Consider the following 18900-nt stretch of genomic DNA (forward strand, 5'->3'; position numbering starts at 1 on the left):
CCGCGCTACTTAAGGTCACACAGATGGACATGCAATCCCGAATTCGCCAGCTTTTCCAGGCCAGCATCGACACCAAGCAACAGGCGATGGACGTACTTGCACCGCACATCGAGCAAGCCAGTCAGGTCATGGTCAACGCCTTGCTCAACGAGGGCAAAATGCTTTCGTGCGGCAACGGCGGTTCCGCCGGTGATGCCCAGCATTTCTCGTCCGAGCTGCTCAACCGCTTCGAGCGCGAACGCCCGAGCTTGCCAGCCATCGCCCTGACCACCGACTCGTCGACGATTACCTCGATCGCCAACGACTACAGCTACAACGAAATCTTCTCCAAGCAGATCCGCGCCCTGGGCCAACCCGGCGACGTGCTGCTGGCGATTTCCACCAGCGGCAACTCGGCCAACATTATTCAAGCGATCCAGGCCGCACATGATCGCGAAATGGTTGTCGTAGCATTGACCGGACGCGATGGCGGCGGCATGGCGTCGCTGCTATTGCCAGAGGACGTGGAGATTCGCGTCCCGGCCAACGTCACGGCACGTATCCAGGAAGTCCATCTGCTGGCGATCCACTGCCTGTGCGATCTGATCGACAGCCAATTGTTTGGGAGTGAAGAATGACCGTTAACCGCCTCAGCCTATTGGCCATCACGCTGTGCCTTGCTATCACCGGTTGCAGCACCGCCATCACCGCAACACGTGACACGCCGATCCAGGACGACAAGGGCACTCGCACCTTCGGCAGCAAGATCGACGACTCGTTGATCGAAACCAAGGTTGAAGTCAACGTCGCCAAAGCCGCTACCGACCTGGGCAACGGCGCCTCGCGCATCGTCGTCACCAGCTTCAACGGTGTGGTCCTGCTGGCCGGCCAAACCCCGCGTGCCGACCTCAAGGCCCAGGCCGAACAAGCCGCCTCGGCTGTGCAGCGCGTGAAAAAAGTCCACAACGAACTGCAGGTCATGGACCCGATCACCCTGCTGGCCATCAGCAATGACGCGCTGCTGACCACCAAGATCAAGGCCCAGATGCTGACCGACAACGCTATTCCCGGCTCCCGGATCAAAGTTGTCACCGACAACGGCATCGTCTACCTGATGGGTCTGCTGACCCAGGCGGAAGCCACCCGTGCAGCCAACCTGGTGCAGGGCGTGTCCGGTGTGCAGAAGATCGTCAAGGTGTTCGAGTACATCGACTGATGTAACCGACAGCCACAAAAAAGGGCGCCGTGCATTGACTGCACGGCGCCCTTTTTATTGATGCGGCGTTATTGGTACTGCGAGTACGGGTTGCCCTGGAACTGGTTGTTCTGTTGCGGCGCCTGGGCGCCTGGCTGACCGTACTGCTGGCCAGGGATCGGGCCGAGGTTCACTTCTACGCGACGGTTCTGGGCACGGCCGTTGACGTCGGCGTTGCTGGCAATCGGGTTATCCGGGCCGGCACCACGCACACTCAGGTTGGCCGAGCTCACACCCTGGGAAGTCAGGTAGTTGGCCACGCTCTGCGCACGGCGCTGGGACAAGTCCATGTTCAACTGGCGGCTGCCGGTGCTGTCGGTGTAGCCGACGATCTGGATGGTATTCTGGTTGAACTGCTTGAGGGAGTTGGCCAGGTTGTTCAGCGGCTGGTAGAAGCTGCTGGAGATCGCATCCGAGTTGGTGGCAAAGGTGATGTTGCCCGGCATGATCAGCTTGATCTGGTCGCCCTGGCGTTGCACTTCAACCCCGGTGTTGGCCATGCTTTCACGCAGCTTCTTCTCTTGCTGGTCGGCGTAGTAGCCGTAGCCGGCTGCGCCCGCACCGGCCACCACAGCACCAATCAGCGCACCCTTGCCACGGTTGTTATGGTCGATGGCGGCACCTGCCAATGCACCGGCCAGGGCACCCAGGCCACCATATTTGGCGGTCTTGCTCATGCCGCCGGATTCATTAATTGCCTGCCCCTGGCTGCTGCCGTCATAAGGGTTAGGCGTAGCGCAGCCGGATAACAGGGCCACGACGGTAGCGACAACAAGCAGACGACGGGAAGTGAACATGAAGGAAGCTCCTACTTTTGCATTCTGTGATGCAGAGGACATTGGCAATGGACCTGTGCCGAGTTTGGAACACGAGAAAGAGTAAAAATTCCATGGACGGCGGGCACCCTGCTCTACAACAGGTGAGCACACTAAAACCCTAGCAGACACTTGCTGAACGGGAATTGTCATTTTCTCTATAAGTCTCGTCGGACGGTTGCCACTGGGTATCCAGAAAAATACCCAGGGTCCCCTCAAGCCCTGACAAACGGGTTCTCACGCATCTCGTCACCCAGTCGCGTGTCCCGCCCATGCCCGGTCACGACCGTCGCGTCTTCGTCCAAGGTGTACAAGCGCTGCTTGATCGAGCGCACGATGGTTGCCTGGTCCCCACCCCACAAATCCGTGCGCCCCACGCCGCGCCGAAACAAGGTGTCCCCGGCAATCAACAGCTTGGCATCGGCAAACCAGAAGCTCATCGAGCCCGGCGTATGCCCCGGAGTATGCAGCGCCACACCACAACCGCAGGCCAGCTCCTCATCATCTTCCAGCCAGCGATCCGGCGACGGCACCGGGGTGTAGGGCACGCGAAACATCTGGCACTGCATCTCGAGGTTGTCCCACAGGAATTGGTCTTCCTTGTGCAGGTGCAAGGTGGCGCCGGTCTTCTCTTTCAACTGGCCGGAAGCCAGGAAGTGGTCCAGATGGGCATGGGTATGGATGATGCTCACCACCTTGAGGCCCAACGCATCCAGGCGGGCCAGGATCAATTCGTGGTTGCCACCCGGATCGACCACGATGGCTTTTTTGGTGATGGGGTCGCCGATGATGGTGCAGTTGCACTGCAACGGGCCGACGGGGAAGGTTTCTCGTATTAGCGCGGTTTGTGCGGCTTCCATGGGTGTTCCTGTAAAGTTAATTGCACATTTTTGGCGCAGTGCGAAAAATCGATAGCCACATTTACGGAGAAACGCCCCACGAACGGCACACCTATATCAGACACTAAGCGTGGCCCCAATAGGCACGCACATTCAATACCCAGCTAGAGGCAAAACGTGGGCGACCATGATAGAGCAGAATACCTGCCTGTAGCTCGCAGCAGACATGCACGGTTGATTGGCACCCAACACCCAGCGGAGCCGTGATTGCTTCGCGCGTCAACTGCATCCAAACATCAGCCTAAGCCTCATCAAACGCCCCCCCAAAAAGTGAGGACCACGTTTTTACGACTAACCAGCACAGTTTCTTTGTGCATTATCTTAGATCCGCGAGCTAACGGAGCGAACAAGCTGAAACGGGCAATGTGATTCGGAATTGCACAACGGAGCTCACGTAGGCCGGGTCGGAACAAGGGGGGGAGAGGTGCGAGTGTTACAACAGGTCTAGAAGGGGCAGACTTATGTAATTTTTCCACCCGGTTAGAAAGAGAACCCATGGAGCTTCACTTCGCACAACTGAACTGTCAAGCGACTTGCGCGGCTTTAGGTCGAGCACACTCATGCTCCACATAAGACGCAGGAAACGGACAAACGACAACACGTTCAGCCAACTATGCCTCCATATCATCTACACGCCATTACGAACACTTGGTGCCTTGCAGTCGGCCGATTTCCGGCGGCGATTGGGGGTTACGAGTAACGTTGCTGCGGATCCTCGGGACTGTTTTTTTGCAAAAAGACAGAAAGCTGATCGACAGTGAATAAGCCTTGCACTGGACGTCGCTCGCATGAGTTTGAACAGGTTAGTACTCATCGCTGCATGGGTTTGAGAGCGCCCTAAAACCATTACAAAACAACAATCGGATCACGGTAAGGTTTTCAGCAGTTTCTTACCGCTCTGCGCACACAATGTTCCCTTCTGATGGCTGAAAATGACAGCACCTGCAAGAAACCGAAGGGATGTCATTTTGACACATCAAGTGTTAATTTATAGATCATACGCAGTAAATTCTTTAGTAGCAGCTGCGATAAAAACAAATATCCTCTACAGTCTAAAATATAAAGGTACATCAGGATGAACCCAATAAAATCCACACTAGAATATTCACACACAGACGAACTAACATTTGACGCCGACATAATCCCAACCATCAACAAATACTTTTCCGAACTAAGCGATTATTCCACCACAAAACAAGAAACTTCCGAAACCAATTCAGAAATAACCTTTTACTGCAAAGACTCCATCAGAAGAGAGCATTGTGATTTTTTACTAAAAATCTCAGTAGAACACCAAAAAAACAAACAAAGCAAAATCACCAGAACAGAAATAAAAATCCAGTCAACGACATCAGAAATAAACGAATACGACCTACAGACATACATACAAAACCTTTACTATAAAATACTTCTAAAAAAAAATGAAGGCGCGAAAAACATCTACACCGTTCGAATCTACTCAAAAATCTACAACTCACACCCCATAAAAGGACAATACTTACTAAACTTTAAATATAAAACCTTGCTTACTCCGGCAGCAGCGCCTTACAAACAAGAACCAAACACTGAGCAGATTATTTTTTTCGATGTCGAAATGACCGCAGCGAATATTGAGCATGCGCGCTCACTAGCTTTTGAGCACGTCTCAAATATCCAATCCTATTTGTCTGTACTGGTAGATGTGGGGTTCGAGTTCGTTGACTCCGAGTTCAGAACATTCATATTCAAGTCCTCCCCTCCCGAAGCACCGAGCTTTTCAACCCAAAGATTCAGAACCGGCTACTTTGACCCCGACCTAAAACTAGTCGTAAGAGACAACTTGAATTTCCTTAGCCATATCGATGACGAGGAGGATTTCACAAACCTGTTCCAAGGGAAAGTCAGTGTATCGTTTGACGACACCTTAACGCACAAAAAGACTAGATTTAACTACACAGCAACAAAAAAAGAACACCTTGAGCAATTATTTCTCAACAGAAAGCTTCCTGAACACGTACAAAATCCGATGGACGTCTATAGAGAAGCAATATCTAAAGATCATCACCTCCCGAATCTAGAAATAAAATTCCCGAGACAAATCAGAGCCTACTTTACGGGCATTCACAGACTGTCACCGGACAAGAAAGAGGCATTTCTTTCGTGCTCCCGGATGTACAATCTCGCCATAAAACTGCATAGAACAGAGCCCACAGCCTGCCTCTCCTACTTGATCTGTGCGGTGGAATCTTTGACTATTCCTGATCAGGGATTCTCTGAATTTCTAAACGAGTTTTCTCCTGAAAATTACGACAAAAAACTCTGCGATTACTATTATTCGCTGAGAAGCTCTCACTTCCATGCGGGAAAATTTCATTTTCGAGAATTGAACCCCAGCCTGTTAATTGAGACTGACTTGATTTTCGCCAATCAACATAAGCTTTTTTTTGATTTTTACGAAACCATGAGGGCGACCATTGTCAACTGGCTCGAAACATACATCCTCCCGAAGCCGTAAAAATTGCGAGTAAGTCAAGAGTAAGACAGGCGAAGACTTCTAGGCTGCCGGCTTTTCGGCAGTCACTAAATTCTGTCTAACTCGCCACTCACATACTCAGCAAAAATCTGACATATAGATAACGCAACCTATCGCAAAAAAGCTCAAACTTGCTTAATACTGCAAAACCAAAACCATTTTATTCTATTACAAAACTAACAAACCACATTGAAAAAAGAGTAGCTTAGCTCATCATAAAAATGCAGTTTCACTGCAACGGGCCGACGGGGAAGGTTTCGCGGATAAGTGTCGGGGTCACGATTTCCATGAACGGTCCTCTAGTGCAAATCAAATGGCGTTTTCGCGTGAATACCGCCGGAACAATTGCACTATTAAACCAGACTGGCCTCAGGCGTTAGCCAATCAACCGCAACTCCTGCGCCCGCGCTACCGCCTGGGTGCGGCGCTCCACGCCCAGTTTGCTGTTGATATGGCTCGCGTGGGTCTTGACCGTGTGCAGGGAGATGAACAATCGATTACTGATCTCCTGATTCGAACAGCCCTCGGCGATCAATTGCAGCACTGCCATTTCCCGCGCGCTCAGGGTGTCCTGTAGCGGCAAGGCGTCCGTCACCACGGCTGCCGGCAACATCGCCAGCAGCGCCTGGTTCAATAGGCCGTGGGGGTCTTTGCCCAGTTGTTCGCGCATCCACTCGGGATGGGTTTCCAGCAGGCGCTGGAACGGTTGCAACGCGCCGCCGGTGCCCGACTCCAGGGCCTGGGCCACGCTCAGGCGGGCCTTGGCGTCTTGGCCGCTCTCCAGCAGCAACTGTGCCTGCTGGGTCAGGGCCATGAGGGCGATCATTTGCCGGCCGCTGTTATGCGCCTGTTGCGCCAGTTCTTCGAGACGATGCAAGGCAGCGGAGGATTGATGGCTCGTGGCATCCAGCGCGGCCTGCTGCAAGCCGATATGTTGCGGCAGGTGCGGATGGAACTCCGGCGCGGCCGCGGCGTGTTCACCGTTGTAGGTTTGCCCCAGCCGAGTCAACCAGGCATCGGCCAGGTCGGTGCGGCCCTGGGCCAACCACAGTTCGCATTTGATCAGGGTGATCATCGCCAGGTAGTAGATCGGCGGCACGTCCCAGATATGCATCAAGCGCTCCGCCTCGGCCAACTCGGCGAACGCCCTGGGGAAGTCACCACGGCGCCCTTCGAAGTTGGCGATCACGCAATGCCCGATGAGCACGCTGATATCGCGGCAAGCGCGAGCCTCCGCCAAGCCAGCACGCAAACGGGTGATCCCTGCTTCGGGCTGGCAGCGCATCAGCAACAAGTAGCCTTCGTAAAGCGCCAGGCGTGCGCGCACCGCGTACAGCCGCTGCGGCGCAAGGCCCTGCAAACGTTGCAGCCCCTGGCGGACCTCGTCCAGGGAACGCAGGATTTCGCCCCGAGCCTGTAGGACTCGTGCGCGATCGTAGTGGGCCAAGGCTTCAAACAGTGGATTGCCGACACGCTGCGCCAGCTCCAGGGATTCGCGGTTCAGGCCCCGCGCGCGCCACAGGTCGGCATCGACGATGGCCAGGTTGGAGAGCGTCGACAGGCACATCAACCGCTGGCCGTAACGCCGCTGCGGCAGGCTTTCCAGCGCTTCAGCGCAATAACGCTGGGTCAGCTCGCGATCACCCCGGCCGCGCGCGATGATCCCGCTCAGCGCCAGCCACTGGGCCAGCATCGATTTTTGCGCGGTGGCCGACGGCGCCGGCAGGAAGCGGCTGAGGTAGCCAGACAACTCTTCCGCCGCATCCAATTGGCACGCCAGGCCCAAGGCCCAGCTGTAGAGCACGATCAAGCGCGGTGTGCTGATCAGCAGGCTGTCGGGCAAGTCCATCTTCCAGCGCAGCAGCATGCCGACATTCTGCTCGGCCAGCAGTTGCTCCTCGGACAGGTTCTGCACCAGGTTGGCTGCCACATCCAGGTGACCGGCGCGCAGCGCCTGCTCCACCGCCTCGTCGATCAAGCCCTGGGCATTGAACCAGCGGCAGGCGCGCAAATGCAGGCTGGCGGGCGGCAACACGTTGCTGCTGGCGCGACGGGTGCGCAGCAAATCAGAGAACAGATGGTGATAACGGTACCAGTGGCCCTGTTCGTCCAGGGGTACCAGGAACACTTGATGGGCTTGCAGATAACGCAGGATTTCGGCGCTGTCGTGGGCTTCGCGGACGGCGTCACACAATTCGCTGCAAAACCGCTCTTGCGGCGCGGTGTCGTAAAGGAACGCCTGCACTTCCGGGGGCAGGCAGTCGATGACCTCCTCCAGCAGATAGTCACGGATCAGCCCTTCCCCACCATGCAGGCTCTGCGGCAACGCGCCGTCACTGCCAGCTTCGGAAGCCGCCAGCACCCAGAAGCGCAGGCCAGCCACCCAGCCTTCGCTGCGGCGGATCAGGTTGTCGAGGGCTTCGCCGCGCAATGAGCTGCTATGGCGGTCCAGCACGGCGAGGGATTCGGCATGGGTCAGGCGCAGGTCTTGCTCATGCAGTTCCAACAAATGCCGCGACAAGCGCAGCCGCGCCAGATGCCAATCGGGACGCTGGCGACTGGTGACCAATACCACCAGGCCATCGGGCAAATGATTGAGGAAAAATTGCAGGCAACGGTCGAGCACCGGGCCCTGGGCCAGATGATAGTCATCCAGCACCAGCAACAGCGGCGCGCGGGTGGACAGGTGCACGGTCAACTCATCGAGCAGGCCATCGAGCCATTCTTCAAAGGCAAACGGTTGATGACGCTGGCGCATCTTCAACAGGCCCAGGGATTGGGCGCCGAGTTGCGGGAAATAGTGCTGCAAGCCGTCGAGCAGGCGCTCCAGGAAACGCCCGGGATCATTGTCTCGTGGGCTCAGGCCCAGCCACAGGCTTTGCCAGTGCGCGGGCAGGCTCTGGCAGAACTCCACCGCCAGCGAACTCTTGCCGAACCCCGCCGGCGCGCTGACCAGCAACAGTCGCCCGTCCAGCCCGGCAGTCAGCCGTTCGCACAGCCGCGGTCGCAGCACGTAGCCGTCAGGCAGGGGGGGCCTGTAGAAGCGACCTTCCAGGGTCGGAATCACCGCACTGGCAGGCCCTTGGATTCGGGACAGATCAGTCATCGCCGGGCTCTTGTAGAAGGCTGTGGTCGGCATTGCAGATGTCCGCAGACTAGCGGTAAAAGCGGCAGGTTTGTAGATCTTTGCAACATTTGCCTGAAAAAGAACTGCGACAAAAAAATTCGACACAAGCAAATGTGGGAGCTGGCTCCCATACAAGCCAGCTCCCACATAGGTGCATTACACAGGTGAGTTATCGCGGTTTAGCGAACACCATCCTGGCGCAGGGCTGCTGGGGTGAAGTCGCTGGTGCTGGCCTTGAAGCCGAAGTCATACGCCTGTTTCTCTTCGTTCTTCATGCCCAGGGCCAGGTAGCGACCGGATTGCAGGTCGTAGATGGTTTCCAGGGCATACCACGGCACTTGCTTGTCGTAGTAGTTCTCGGCATGGGCTTCCGAAACACGCCACAGCTGGTTGCGACCGTCGTACTGGTCGATCACCGCAGCCTGCCAGGTATCTTCGTCGATGTAGAAGTCACGCTTGGCGTAGATATGACGCTGGCCTTCCTTCAAGGTGGCGACCACGTGCCAGACGCGGCGCAGCTCGTAGCGGGCCAGGTCCTGGTTGATGTGGCCGGCCTTGATGATGTCGGCATACTTGAGTTTCGGGTCGTCAAGCTTGTAGCTGTTGGAGGCGATGTACATCTCTTTCTTGCCTTCCAGCTTCCAGTCGTAGCGATCCGGCGCGCCGTTGTACATGTCGAGGTTGTCGGATGTGCGCAGGCCATCGGCGGCCGTACCCGGGCCGTCATAGGACACTTGCGGGGCCCGGCGCACACGGCGCTGGCCAGCGTTGTAGACCCACGCCGAACGCGGTTCCTTCACCTGGTCCAGGGTTTCATGCACCAGCAGTACAGTACCCGCCAGGCGTGCAGGCGCGGTCACTTCCTGCTTGAAGTAGAACAGGATGTTTCCCGGATTTTTCGGATCGTAATCCTTCATCTTGTCGCGGAAAACAAACTGATCGCGGAAGTACACCAGGCTGTAGGAACCGTTCGTTTGCGGAGTAGCCTGGGTCACCAGACGCGTCACACTGCCGCCGCGATAGCGCGTGATGTGGTTCCAGATGACCTCGACGCCGCTTTTCGGAATAGGGAACGGAATGGCGGACTCGAAGTTTTCCAGGCCGTTGCCGCCGGACACCAGGTTGGTGCTGGTGGCGTTCTTCTTGATCGAGGCAAACACATCGGCTGGCACCGTGGCGCCACGATGGGTCGGGTAGACCGGGATCTTGTAGGTGTCCGGGTAACGCTTGAACATCGCGTACTGGCCAGGGGACAGGTTGTCCTTGTACTGATCGACGTTCTGCGCGGTGATGACGAACTTGGGCTGCTCGCTGGCGTAAGGGTTGGCCAGGAAACCACGGGCATCCACGGCGCCGGCGTTGGTCGCCAACGGCTGCCAGGCGGTGATGGTGCCGGCAGCGTTGGCAGCCCGTTCAGCGCCCATCGGGGTCAAGGTCGTGTCGAGTTTGGCCGCCTCGGTCGCCGAAACTGCCGCCATGACGTTGCTCGCCAGGATCGACAGCCCCAGCACACCCACGTGCAACAGACTTTTAGTTATTTTCATGTTCTGGTTCTTCCTGAAATACGGTCGCTTAGAAGTTCATGCCGAAGCTGAGCGCAACAAAATCCCGGTCATCCACCGTGGTGTACTTGCCATCAAAGAAGTTGGTGTACGACAGGCCGGCGGTGTAGGTGTTCTGGTATTCCGCATCCAACCCAAGGCTGACAGCCTTGCGGCCTTCTTCGAAGTTGCCACCAGGGCCAGGCGAGTAACCGCTCACGTCATGGGACCAGGCCACGCTTGGCTTGAGGTTGACGCCGGCGAATACGCTGTTGTAGTCCCAGATTGCCCGCCCGCGGTAACCCCAGGAGTTGGCCGTGGTGAAGCCGTCGTTTTCGCAGTAGCGCGACACGTTGTTCATGGCTGCGCCGGCCAATGTGCTCGCATTCAGAGTCTGGCAGCGGCCATTCGGCAGAGGACCAGGCCCATAAACCGGGTCGCGGCCATAACGTGCTTTCGACGTGCTTTCCAGCCCGCCCACATGGGTGAAGCCAATCTCGCCCACCAGGGTCAGCCGCTCGGCGCCCATGACTTGGTCGAAGAAGTGGGTGAACGTTGTCTGCAGCTGGGTGATTTCCTTGCGGCGATAGCCCGGCTGGTCGGTATCCGCCTTGCCTTTCAAAACCGAGGCATTCGGGTCCAGTGGTGTCAGGCCGGAATAGAGGATATCGGTGGTATTGAGCTGTACAGGCGCATTCGGGCGATAGCTGATTTCACCGCTCCAAGCTGTACCGGTAGGCAGCGTGGTGGAGAAACTCAACCCGTAGAGGCGGATGTCTTCAGGGTATTCGACGTAGTAGCTGGAGTTACCCGCAACCACCAGCGGCATGAGGGAGGCCAGCAGCGCTGGGTTGGTTGCGATCGCGGTCGGGACACCTGCACCAATCAAGGAGCCGGCCAACGCATTAGGATTGTAGGCACTTGCAGGCGCCCCTTTACCGCTGAAGATCGGAGCACGGCTGTGATAGTTCATGAAGTAGGCACCGAACTCGGTGTCCAGCGGCTCGAACATGTAGCGCAATGCCAAACCGAACTGACCGCTGTCTCGCGCATCACGATCAGGGCCGCGTTTCACAATGGTGCCCTCATCCGGGCTACCGAAATTCACGCCTCGTGCCTGCAGGGTGTTGATGATCGATGAACGGAAGTTGGCCGGAATGCCACGGGCAGCCAAGCCATTGTTCAAGTTGTTACGGGTGGCCAGTACGGCCAGGTTGTTATTGCAACCGTCGGAAATCACGTCAGGCTGCGAAAAGAAGGTACCGCAGTTATCGGTGACGGTCTGATCCCATTCAAGCTGATAAAAACCTTCGGCCGAAAGGTTGTCGGTAATGCTCTGGGACAGATAGAACATGTTGACCGGAATCAAGCCTTCCTTGATCTCAGCCCCCGGACGACGGAACGCGGACACGTCGATCGGGTTGATGGAGTTGATACCGCCGCCGATGAAGGTACTTTCACCCCAGCTCACAACTTGCTTACCGAAACGCACCGAACCCGGCAGATCGGCAATGTTGTAGTTGTGATAGATGAAGGCGTCGAGGATCTGCGCGCCGGAGGATTTGGCGCCCTCTTTGCGGTTGCTGTCGCTGATGTCCTTGAACGGACGGCTTTCATCCTTGAGTTCGAAGTCGTACCAATACTTGCCACGCACAAATACACCGGTGTCGCCGTACTTCAGTTCCAGGTCGTGGATACCCTTGAAGATCTTCGAGAACGTTTCGCCGCGCTTGAAGTTCAAGTGCCCGTCGTCGGAAGTCTGCGAGAGACCATGCCCGCCGTTGTTGGAGCCGATGAGGTTCTTGTTGGCTTTTTCTGTAGACCAACTGGCACCCACGGAAAGAGACGAGTCAAAACTCCCTTCGATTTCACCGACGTTGAAACTGACGCCGAATGCGGGCCCGGCGAGCGTAGAAGCGAGACTGACGGCCAGGGGCAGTCTTGCCCGGCGCCAGAACTGGTTTACTGAGGTCATCGACGCTACTCCATGTGCATTATTGTTATGGCAGTGAGTTCAATCTTCTGGATGCATGTAACGGCCGGAATACAACGATTCCAATGCCGGACGGCAACCGAGCCCCCATGGCCCGAAGCGCAACATCCTTGAATAACTCAGGGGGGACTATAGCCAGCAGGGGGTAGTGCTTGATCCCTCTAAAGTGTGATTTGCATCACCGACCCGTCTGCCTCAACCCTTTCGCCACGTCGGCGAGGGCCGACGCGGCAAGGATGGCTGAAAATCGGCAAATCACAAGTAAAGGTGCCAGATAGAGCGTTGCCGTGCCCGAACGGGCACGGCGAGGGGCGTCAGAGGGTGGACAGGAACGTGCTGTTGTTGGCCTGCCATTCAATGATGTCGATGCGGATACGCTTTTTGTCGAGCTTGCCGACACTGGTCTTGGGAATTTCCGTAACAACGGCAATCTGGCTCGGGATCGCCCACTTGCTCAAATGGCCCAATTCCACAAACGGCTTGAGGTGCTCCTTGAGCTCGCGGGCCCCGATCACATGGCCATCACGCACCACCAGCAAGGCAAACGGGCGCTCGCCCCACTGCGGATCGGCAATCCCCACCACCGCTACTTCGCGTACCGCCGGGTGACGGCTGACCAGGTCTTCGAGGGCCAGGGACGAAACCCACTCGCCGCCGGTCTTGATCACATCCTTGATGCGGTCACGGATATCGATCACCCCAAACGCATCCAGCGTGGCCACGTCGCCGGTGTGCATCCAGCCGCCTTCCCACAGCTCGGCGCCCTTCTGTGGTTCGTTGTAATAGCCTTCGGTCAGCCACGGCGCGCGCAGTACCAGTTCGCCCTGGGACTCGCCATCGGCGGGCAGGAAATTGCCGTCACCGTCGACAATCGCCGCCTCCACCAACGGCCCGGGCACGCCGGCCTTGATGCGGTAGGTGGTGCGCTCGTCTTCGCTGCCGGCCATCAACTCTTCGTTGAGGTGCGCGCAAGACACCAACGGCCCGGTCTCGGACATGCCGTACGCAGCCGTCAACTGGATCCCACGCGCCTTGGACGCTTCGTACAGCGTTCGGTTAAGCGCACTGCCGCCAATGACGATTTTCCAACCGCCAAAGTCCACGCCCTGCGCCGCCTTGGCGTTGAGCAGCATTTGCAGGATGGTCGGCACGCAGTGAGAAAAGGTGACCTTTTCCTTGCGCCACAGCTCCACCAGGTATTCCGGGTCGTAGCGCCCGGGATAGACCTGCTTGAGGCCGAGCATGGTCGCCACGTACGGCAGGCCCCAGGCGTGTACGTGAAACATCGGCGTGATCGGCATGTACACGTCGTTGGTGCCCAGCAGGCGCACGCTGTCGACGCTGCCCATGATGGTCGCCACACCGATGGTGTGCAGCACCAGTTGGCGGTGGGTGAAGTACACACCCTTGGGATTGCCGGTGGTGCCGGTGGTGTAGAAGGTGGTCGCGACGGAATGCTCGTCGAAGTCCTGGAAATCGTATTTCGGGCTGGCGGCCGCCAGCAGGGTTTCGTACTCGCCCACGAGGTTGGGCAGCTCGGCGGTTTTCGCGTCCCCATCGGTCAGCAGCAAGGTCTTGTCGACGGTGGTGAGCTGCCCGGCAATCGCTTGGTAGAGGCCCACGAACTCACTGTTGACCAGCACGAAGCGGTCCTCGGCGTGATTCATGGTGTAGAGGATCTGTTCCGGCGACAGTCGCACGTTGATGGTGTGGATCACCGCGCCAATCATCGGGATGGCAAACATGCATTCCAGGTAGCGATGGCTGTCCCAATCCATCACCGCCACGGTATCACCGGCCTTGACCCCGGCTTCGGTCAACACATTGGCCAGGCGCGCGACGCGCTCGATCAGGGTCGGGTAGGTGTAGCGCAGCTTGTCGCGGTACACGATTTCGCGGGTTTTCTCGTAGCGGGCCCCGGACATCAACAGGCGCTTGATCAACAACGGGTATTGGTACGCGCCTTCGGCGGGCGGGATAACACGGGTCTGCAACATAGGAATCCCTTTTTATGACTGCACGGTCTTGGCTGAAAGATCTGCACTGTAGAGCGCTTATGTTTCAGCCAAATCAGCCAAAGGAATGATTTGCAGAGGGGGGTGGATGCTAGCTTTGCGCCATCACTGTCGACTGATGGAGATCAAATGTGGGAGCGGGCTTGCCCGCGATTGCGGTATGCCAGCTAACAAATGTGTCGGCTGGCAGGCCCTCATCGCGGGCAAGCCCGCTCCCACAGGGACTGTGCTCGCTCAGGTTTTATTTCATGCTGGTGAAGGCCAGTTTTACACCAATGGCAATCAACACCGCACCCATCGTCCGATCAAACCAATGCCCCATCCGCGCAAACCCCGCGCGCACGCGCTGCTGGCTGAACAACATCGCCACCAGGCAGAACCACACCGCCGTCGCCACCGCCAGGTACAGGCCATAACCCGCCTGGATCGCCAACGGCGTGTGCGGGTTGATCACCACGGTAAACAACGACAGGAAGAACAACGTCGCCTTGGGGTTCAAGCCATTGGTCACGAACCCTGCGGTAAACGCCCCGCGTGGGGTGCGCTCGCCGGCTTCGCGGTGCAACTCGCCTTCGGCGGCGGGCTTGGCCGGCTGGGCACGCAGGGCCTTGAAGCCGATGTACAGCAGGTACGCAGCGGCGGCCCATTTCAGTGCGTTGAACAGCACGATGGACTGGGACACGATCAAGCCGATCCCCAGCAACGAATACCCCACGTGCAGGAAAATCGCCGAGCCGACGCCCAGCGCGGTCCAGGTTCCGGCACGGCGGCCGTGGGTCACACTTTCGCGTACCACCACGGCGAAATCCGGGCCGGGGCTGGCCACCGCCAATAAGTGAATCAAGGCCACGGTCAAAAACTCGGCGACGTACATGCGCGCTCCAATTCAAGTAACTGATTATTTCATCTGATAGGCTCGGGAGATTACGCCTTCGAACCCTGTCGCAAAAGGTACAGTTGATGACGAACAATCGCCGCGCGGTCTTCCTCGATCACCCCTCCCTGGACCTGGGAGACCTCGACCTCAGCGAGCTGCAAAACTGCTTCAGTGAACTGCAATTATTCGAGCAGACCACGCCGCAGAATGTGATCGAACGCCTGCAGGGCGCCGAGGTGGCGATCAGCAACAAAATCGCGATCAACGCCGAAACCCTGGCGGCCTGCCCAGACCTCAAGCTGATCCTGGTGTCAGCCACCGGCACCAACAATATCGATCTGCAAGCCGCCCGCGCCCAGGGCATCACCGTGAGTAACTGCCAGGGTTACGGCACGCCGTCAGTGGCGCAGCATACGATCATGTTGCTGCTCAACCTGGCGACACGCTTGCAGGACTACCAACGGGACGTCAGCGCCGGCGAATGGCAGCAAGCCAAGCAGTTCTGCCTGCTGGACCATCCGATTGTTGAACTGGAAGGCAAGACCCTCGGCCTGCTCGGCCACGGTGAATTGGGCAGTGCCGTGGCGCGCCTGGCCGAAGCCTTTGGCATGCGCGTGCTGCTCGGCGCGATTCCCGGGCGCCCTGCCCGCGCCGATCGCGTGCCGCTGGATGAACTGCTGGCCCAGGTGGATGCCCTGACCTTGCACTGCCCGCTCAACGAGCACACCCGTGACTTTATCGGCGCCCGCGAACTGGCGCTGCTCAAGCCGGGCGCATTTATCGTCAATACCGCACGCGGCGGCTTGATCAACGAACAGGCCCTGGCCGATGCGTTGCGCAACGGTCATCTGGGCGGCGCGGCGACCGACGTGCTCAGCGTGGAGCCGCCGGTCAACGGCAACCCGCTGCTGGCCGATGACATCCCGCGGCTGATCGTCACGCCCCACAACGCCTGGGGCAGTCGCGAAGCGCGCCAGCGCATCGTCGGCCAACTGGCGGAAAACGCCCGGAGCTTTTTCAGCGGCGCCCCGCTACGTGTCGTCAGTTGATAAACTGCGCTCCTTTTCAAGGAGCAGACCATGGATCCGCGCAGTGAAGTACTGCTTCGTCAGGCCGAACTTTTTCAAGGCAACCTGCTGCTGGTAGGTTTGCCCGCCGACGACCTGCTCGGTCGCCTGCCCACCGCCCACGGCTGGTGCTGGCACGCCGGCGACCAGGCGGCACTCGATGCACGCTTCCCCGAGCGCAGCCAGTTCGGGGTCAATGTGCCCGAGCGTGCATTTGATGCGGCGGTGATTTTCCTGCCCAAATCCAAGGACCTCACCGACTACCTGCTCAACGCAGTCGCCGCGCGCCTGCCCGGCGCCGAGCTGTTTCTGGTGGGCGAGAAAAAAGGCGGCATCGAAAGCGCCGCCAAGCAGATGATCCCTTTCGGCAAGCCACGCAAGCTGGACAACGCGCGGCATTGCCAACTGTGGCAAGTCACCGTGGCCAACGCACCGCAGGCCGTCGAGCTGGAAAGCCTGGCTCAAGTCTTCGAAGTGCCGCTGCCTGAAGGGCCGCTGAAGGTCGTGAGTTTGCCGGGCGTGTTCAGCCACGGTCGCCTGGATCGCGGTACTGAACTGCTGCTGGAGCATCTGGACAAACTGCCCAGCGGTCACCTGTTGGACTTCGGTTGCGGTGCAGGCGTGTTGGGCGCAGCGGTCAAACGTCGCTACCCGCACAACACAGTGACGATGCTCGACGTCGATGCCTTCGCCGCCGCCAGCAGCCGCCTGACCCTGGCGGCCAATGGTCTGGAAGCCGAGGTGTTGACCGGCGACGGAATCGACGCCGCACCGATGGGCTTGAACACGATTCTGAGCAACCCGCCGTTCCATGTCGGCGTACACACGGATTATTTCGCCACCGAGAACCTGCTGCGAAAAGCAGCGAAACACCTGGCAAAAGGCGGCGAACTGCGCCTGGTCGCCAACAGCTTCCTGAAGTACCAGCCGCTGATCGAAGAGCATCTGGGCGTGTGCGCAATCAAGGCCGAAGGCAATGGTTTCCGCATCTACCGTGCCAAGCGCGGCTGACGGGCGTTTGAAAAAGAAGGCTTGCCGAATGGGTTTTGCCTAGGCAGAATCCGCTCCGTCCTAGGGGAGTAGTCTCCCACGAGCGCCATGCTCGTCCGGCATACGTCAACATACTTGGTCAACAGACCATGGCGTATGCGACCCAGGTGTCCGCACAGACGGACCGGGGTTTGACAAGACCTATGACACGCACACCTTACCCGGGGCGGGAAGGCTGTACGTGTCATAGCCGTGTCGACCCGCCCCTGGAAACCTACCTGATGCTGGATTCATTACTCGTTCCTACCGCAATCGTTGCCTTGGCCGAAATCGGCGACAAGACGCAACTGCTCGCGCTCATCCTTGCCGCACGCTTTCGCAAACCTTGGCCGATCATCGCCGGCATTGTCGCCGCGACCCTGGCCAACCATGCGGCCGCCGGTGCCGTGGGGGCGTGGTTTGGCAGTTTCTTCTCGGATGCGGTGTTGCACTGGATCCTCGCGGCGAGCTTCTGCGCCACCGCGTTGTGGACCCTGGTACCAGACAAACTCGATGACGACGAAGCCAGCACCACCCGCAAGTTCGGGCCGTTCCTGACCACGCTGATCGCGTTCTTCCTTGCCGAAATCGGTGACAAGACCCAGATCGCCACGGTGATGTTGGCGGCACAGTATCCCGAGTTGTGGCTGGTGATTATCGGCACCACCCTGGGCATGTTGATTGCCAACGTACCGGTGGTTCTGGCGGGGAATTTTGCCGCGGAGAAGCTGCCGCTGACCTTGATTCGTCGATTGGCGGCTACGGCGTTCTTTGTGCTGGCGGTGGTAGCGGTGTACAAGGCGATGCAGAGCAGCGGGTGGATCTAAATTTGTAAACCCAATCCCATGTGGGAGCGGGCTTGCCCGCGATAGCGGTGGGCCAGCTAAGGATGTGCAAGCTGACACACCGCTATCGCAGGCAAGCCAGCTCCCACATTTGGATCTTCACAAGGCTTGGATCATCAGGACTTCTTGGCCTGCTGATACAGCGGCATCACCTTCGGAATCGCCGCCTGCAACGAGGCAATCCGGCTATCCGACGCCGGGTGAGTGCTCATGAACTCCGGTGGCGCGCCTTCCGAAGCCTTGGCCATCTTGTTCCACAGCGTAATCGCCGCATTCGGGTTGTAACCGGCGCGAGCCGACAGCTCCAGGCCGATCAGGTCTGCTTCGTTTTCATTGGCGCGGCTATTGGGCAAGGTCATGCCGTAGTTGGCCACGGTATCGGCCAATGCCAGGCTGTCCTGGCCCAGGCCGAACAACGCGCCTGCGCCCTGCTTCGCCATCTGGATACCGTACGCCTTGGACATGGCTTCGCGGCCATGCTCGCGCAAGGCGTGGGCGATTTCATGGCCCATCACCGCAGCAAGCTCGTCATCCGTCAACTTGAGGTTGTCGATCAGCGCGCTGTACACAAAGATCTTGCCGCCAGGCCCGCAGTTGGCGTTCATCTCGTCGCTTTTGATCAGGTTCACTTCCCACTTCCACTGCGCCGCATCGGGGCGGAAAGTCGGTGCTTGGGCGATCAAGCGGTTGGCAATGGCCTGCACACGCTTGGCATTGGCGCTGGTCTTGTCCAGTTGGCCCTTGGTGCTGGCCTCACCCAACGTCTGCTGGTAGGACTGGGCATACATCTGGTCGACTTCCTGGCTCGACAGCATGCTGAACATGTATTGCTTGCGCTCAACCCCGACGGCACCGCCGCTGGTGGTGTTGACCGACTGGCAACCGGCCAGCAGCAGCGCGGCTGCCAGTACGTTTATTGCCAATGATTTCTTCATGAACACTCTCC

The 18900-nt window shown here is 58.2% G+C and carries 14 protein-coding genes and 1 riboswitch; of the genes, 6 read left to right on the top strand and 8 right to left on the bottom strand.

The features are described from left to right. Positions 1-23 precede the first annotated feature (23 nt). The gene (locus J1G37_RS02190; protein WP_017738708.1) at positions 24-617 is read left to right on the top strand and encodes a phosphoheptose isomerase; all 594 of its coding nucleotides are present in this window, start codon (positions 24-26) and stop codon (positions 615-617) included. Further along, positions 614-1195, top strand: a complete 582-nt coding sequence (locus J1G37_RS02195) for a BON domain-containing protein (protein ID WP_124527438.1) — start codon at positions 614-616, stop codon at positions 1193-1195. The genes J1G37_RS02190 and J1G37_RS02195 overlap by 4 nt, the downstream gene beginning before the upstream one ends. Before the next feature lie 68 nt (positions 1196-1263). Here the strand turns inward: J1G37_RS02195 and J1G37_RS02200 are convergent, their stop codons facing one another. Next, complete coding sequence (locus tag J1G37_RS02200; protein ID WP_207040033.1) at positions 1264-2031, bottom strand: OmpA family protein; 768 nt, start codon at positions 2029-2031, stop codon at positions 1264-1266. A 233-nt stretch (positions 2032-2264) separates the two neighbouring features. Next, positions 2265-2909, bottom strand: a complete 645-nt coding sequence (locus J1G37_RS02205) for an MBL fold metallo-hydrolase (RefSeq protein ID WP_207040034.1) — start codon at positions 2907-2909, stop codon at positions 2265-2267. Positions 2910-4023: 1114 nt separating this feature from the next. Between J1G37_RS02205 and J1G37_RS02210 the strand changes: the two genes are divergently transcribed. Beyond that, positions 4024-5442 (top strand): hypothetical protein, encoded by a 1419-nt coding sequence (locus tag J1G37_RS02210; protein WP_207040035.1) that lies wholly within the window; start codon positions 4024-4026, stop codon positions 5440-5442. A gap of 394 nt (positions 5443-5836) precedes the next feature. Here the strand turns inward: J1G37_RS02210 and J1G37_RS02215 are convergent, their stop codons facing one another. The 5 genes from J1G37_RS02215 to J1G37_RS02235 form a co-directional block, all read right to left on the bottom strand. Next, positions 5837-8566: a LuxR C-terminal-related transcriptional regulator gene (locus tag J1G37_RS02215; RefSeq protein ID WP_207040036.1), complete on the bottom strand. Its 2730-nt coding sequence runs from the start codon at positions 8564-8566 to the stop codon at positions 5837-5839. Between the two features lie 200 nt (positions 8567-8766). Continuing rightward, a complete protein-coding gene (locus J1G37_RS02220; protein ID WP_207040037.1) occupies positions 8767-10131 on the bottom strand; it encodes a DUF1329 domain-containing protein in 1365 nt (454 codons plus the stop codon). Positions 10132-10159: 28 nt separating this feature from the next. Continuing rightward, a complete protein-coding gene (locus J1G37_RS02225; protein ID WP_207040038.1) occupies positions 10160-12103 on the bottom strand; it encodes a DUF1302 domain-containing protein in 1944 nt (647 codons plus the stop codon). Between the two features lie 332 nt (positions 12104-12435). Further along, positions 12436-14118, bottom strand: a complete 1683-nt coding sequence (locus J1G37_RS02230) for a fatty acid--CoA ligase (RefSeq protein WP_124527443.1) — start codon at positions 14116-14118, stop codon at positions 12436-12438. A 259-nt stretch (positions 14119-14377) separates the two neighbouring features. Continuing rightward, a complete protein-coding gene (locus J1G37_RS02235) occupies positions 14378-15010 on the bottom strand; it encodes a LysE family transporter (RefSeq protein WP_124527445.1) in 633 nt (210 codons plus the stop codon). A gap of 86 nt (positions 15011-15096) precedes the next feature. On the opposite strand from J1G37_RS02235, the gene J1G37_RS02240 reads away from it, so the two are divergent. The 3 genes from J1G37_RS02240 to J1G37_RS02250 all read left to right on the top strand — a co-directional run bounded on the left by J1G37_RS02240 (position 15097) and on the right by J1G37_RS02250 (position 17936). Next, the gene (locus J1G37_RS02240) at positions 15097-16062 is read left to right on the top strand and encodes a 2-hydroxyacid dehydrogenase (protein WP_207040039.1); all 966 of its coding nucleotides are present in this window, start codon (positions 15097-15099) and stop codon (positions 16060-16062) included. Positions 16063-16092: 30 nt separating this feature from the next. Further along, complete coding sequence (locus tag J1G37_RS02245) at positions 16093-17091, top strand: class I SAM-dependent methyltransferase (RefSeq protein WP_207040040.1); 999 nt, start codon at positions 16093-16095, stop codon at positions 17089-17091. A gap of 51 nt (positions 17092-17142) precedes the next feature. Continuing rightward, positions 17143-17262: riboswitch (yybP-ykoY riboswitch) on the top strand. An 89-nt stretch (positions 17263-17351) separates the two neighbouring features. Continuing rightward, positions 17352-17936 (top strand): TMEM165/GDT1 family protein, encoded by a 585-nt coding sequence (locus J1G37_RS02250; RefSeq protein WP_016974259.1) that lies wholly within the window; start codon positions 17352-17354, stop codon positions 17934-17936. 134 nt (positions 17937-18070) lie between these two features. Here the strand turns inward: J1G37_RS02250 and J1G37_RS02255 are convergent, their stop codons facing one another. Beyond that, complete coding sequence (locus J1G37_RS02255; RefSeq protein ID WP_207040041.1) at positions 18071-18889, bottom strand: M48 family metallopeptidase; 819 nt, start codon at positions 18887-18889, stop codon at positions 18071-18073. Positions 18890-18900 lie beyond the last annotated feature (11 nt).

The organism is Pseudomonas sp. Marseille-Q1929 (assembly GCF_017316265.1).
Classification (GTDB): Bacteria; Pseudomonadota; Gammaproteobacteria; order Pseudomonadales; family Pseudomonadaceae; genus Aquipseudomonas.

What these genes read in the sequence shown, in the direction of transcription:
- J1G37_RS02215 (WP_207040036.1), bottom strand. Translation starts at nt 8,566, where the DNA reads ATGACTGATCTGTCCCGAATCCAAGGGCCTGCCAGTGCGGTGATTCCG.
- J1G37_RS02245 (WP_207040040.1), top strand. Translation starts at nt 16,093, where the DNA reads ATGGATCCGCGCAGTGAAGTACTGCTTCGTCAGGCCGAACTTTTTCAA.
- J1G37_RS02240 (WP_207040039.1), top strand. Translation starts at nt 15,097, where the DNA reads ATGACGAACAATCGCCGCGCGGTCTTCCTCGATCACCCCTCCCTGGAC.
- J1G37_RS02255 (WP_207040041.1), bottom strand. Translation starts at nt 18,889, where the DNA reads ATGAAGAAATCATTGGCAATAAACGTACTGGCAGCCGCGCTGCTGCTG.
- J1G37_RS02235 (WP_124527445.1), bottom strand. Translation starts at nt 15,010, where the DNA reads ATGTACGTCGCCGAGTTTTTGACCGTGGCCTTGATTCACTTATTGGCG.
- J1G37_RS02200 (WP_207040033.1), bottom strand. Translation starts at nt 2,031, where the DNA reads ATGTTCACTTCCCGTCGTCTGCTTGTTGTCGCTACCGTCGTGGCCCTG.
- J1G37_RS02230 (WP_124527443.1), bottom strand. Translation starts at nt 14,118, where the DNA reads ATGTTGCAGACCCGTGTTATCCCGCCCGCCGAAGGCGCGTACCAATAC.
- J1G37_RS02210 (WP_207040035.1), top strand. Translation starts at nt 4,024, where the DNA reads ATGAACCCAATAAAATCCACACTAGAATATTCACACACAGACGAACTA.
- J1G37_RS02220 (WP_207040037.1), bottom strand. Translation starts at nt 10,131, where the DNA reads ATGAAAATAACTAAAAGTCTGTTGCACGTGGGTGTGCTGGGGCTGTCG.
- J1G37_RS02205 (WP_207040034.1), bottom strand. Translation starts at nt 2,909, where the DNA reads ATGGAAGCCGCACAAACCGCGCTAATACGAGAAACCTTCCCCGTCGGC.
- J1G37_RS02225 (WP_207040038.1), bottom strand. Translation starts at nt 12,103, where the DNA reads ATGACCTCAGTAAACCAGTTCTGGCGCCGGGCAAGACTGCCCCTGGCC.
- J1G37_RS02190 (WP_017738708.1), top strand. Translation starts at nt 24, where the DNA reads ATGGACATGCAATCCCGAATTCGCCAGCTTTTCCAGGCCAGCATCGAC.
- J1G37_RS02250 (WP_016974259.1), top strand. Translation starts at nt 17,352, where the DNA reads ATGCTGGATTCATTACTCGTTCCTACCGCAATCGTTGCCTTGGCCGAA.
- J1G37_RS02195 (WP_124527438.1), top strand. Translation starts at nt 614, where the DNA reads ATGACCGTTAACCGCCTCAGCCTATTGGCCATCACGCTGTGCCTTGCT.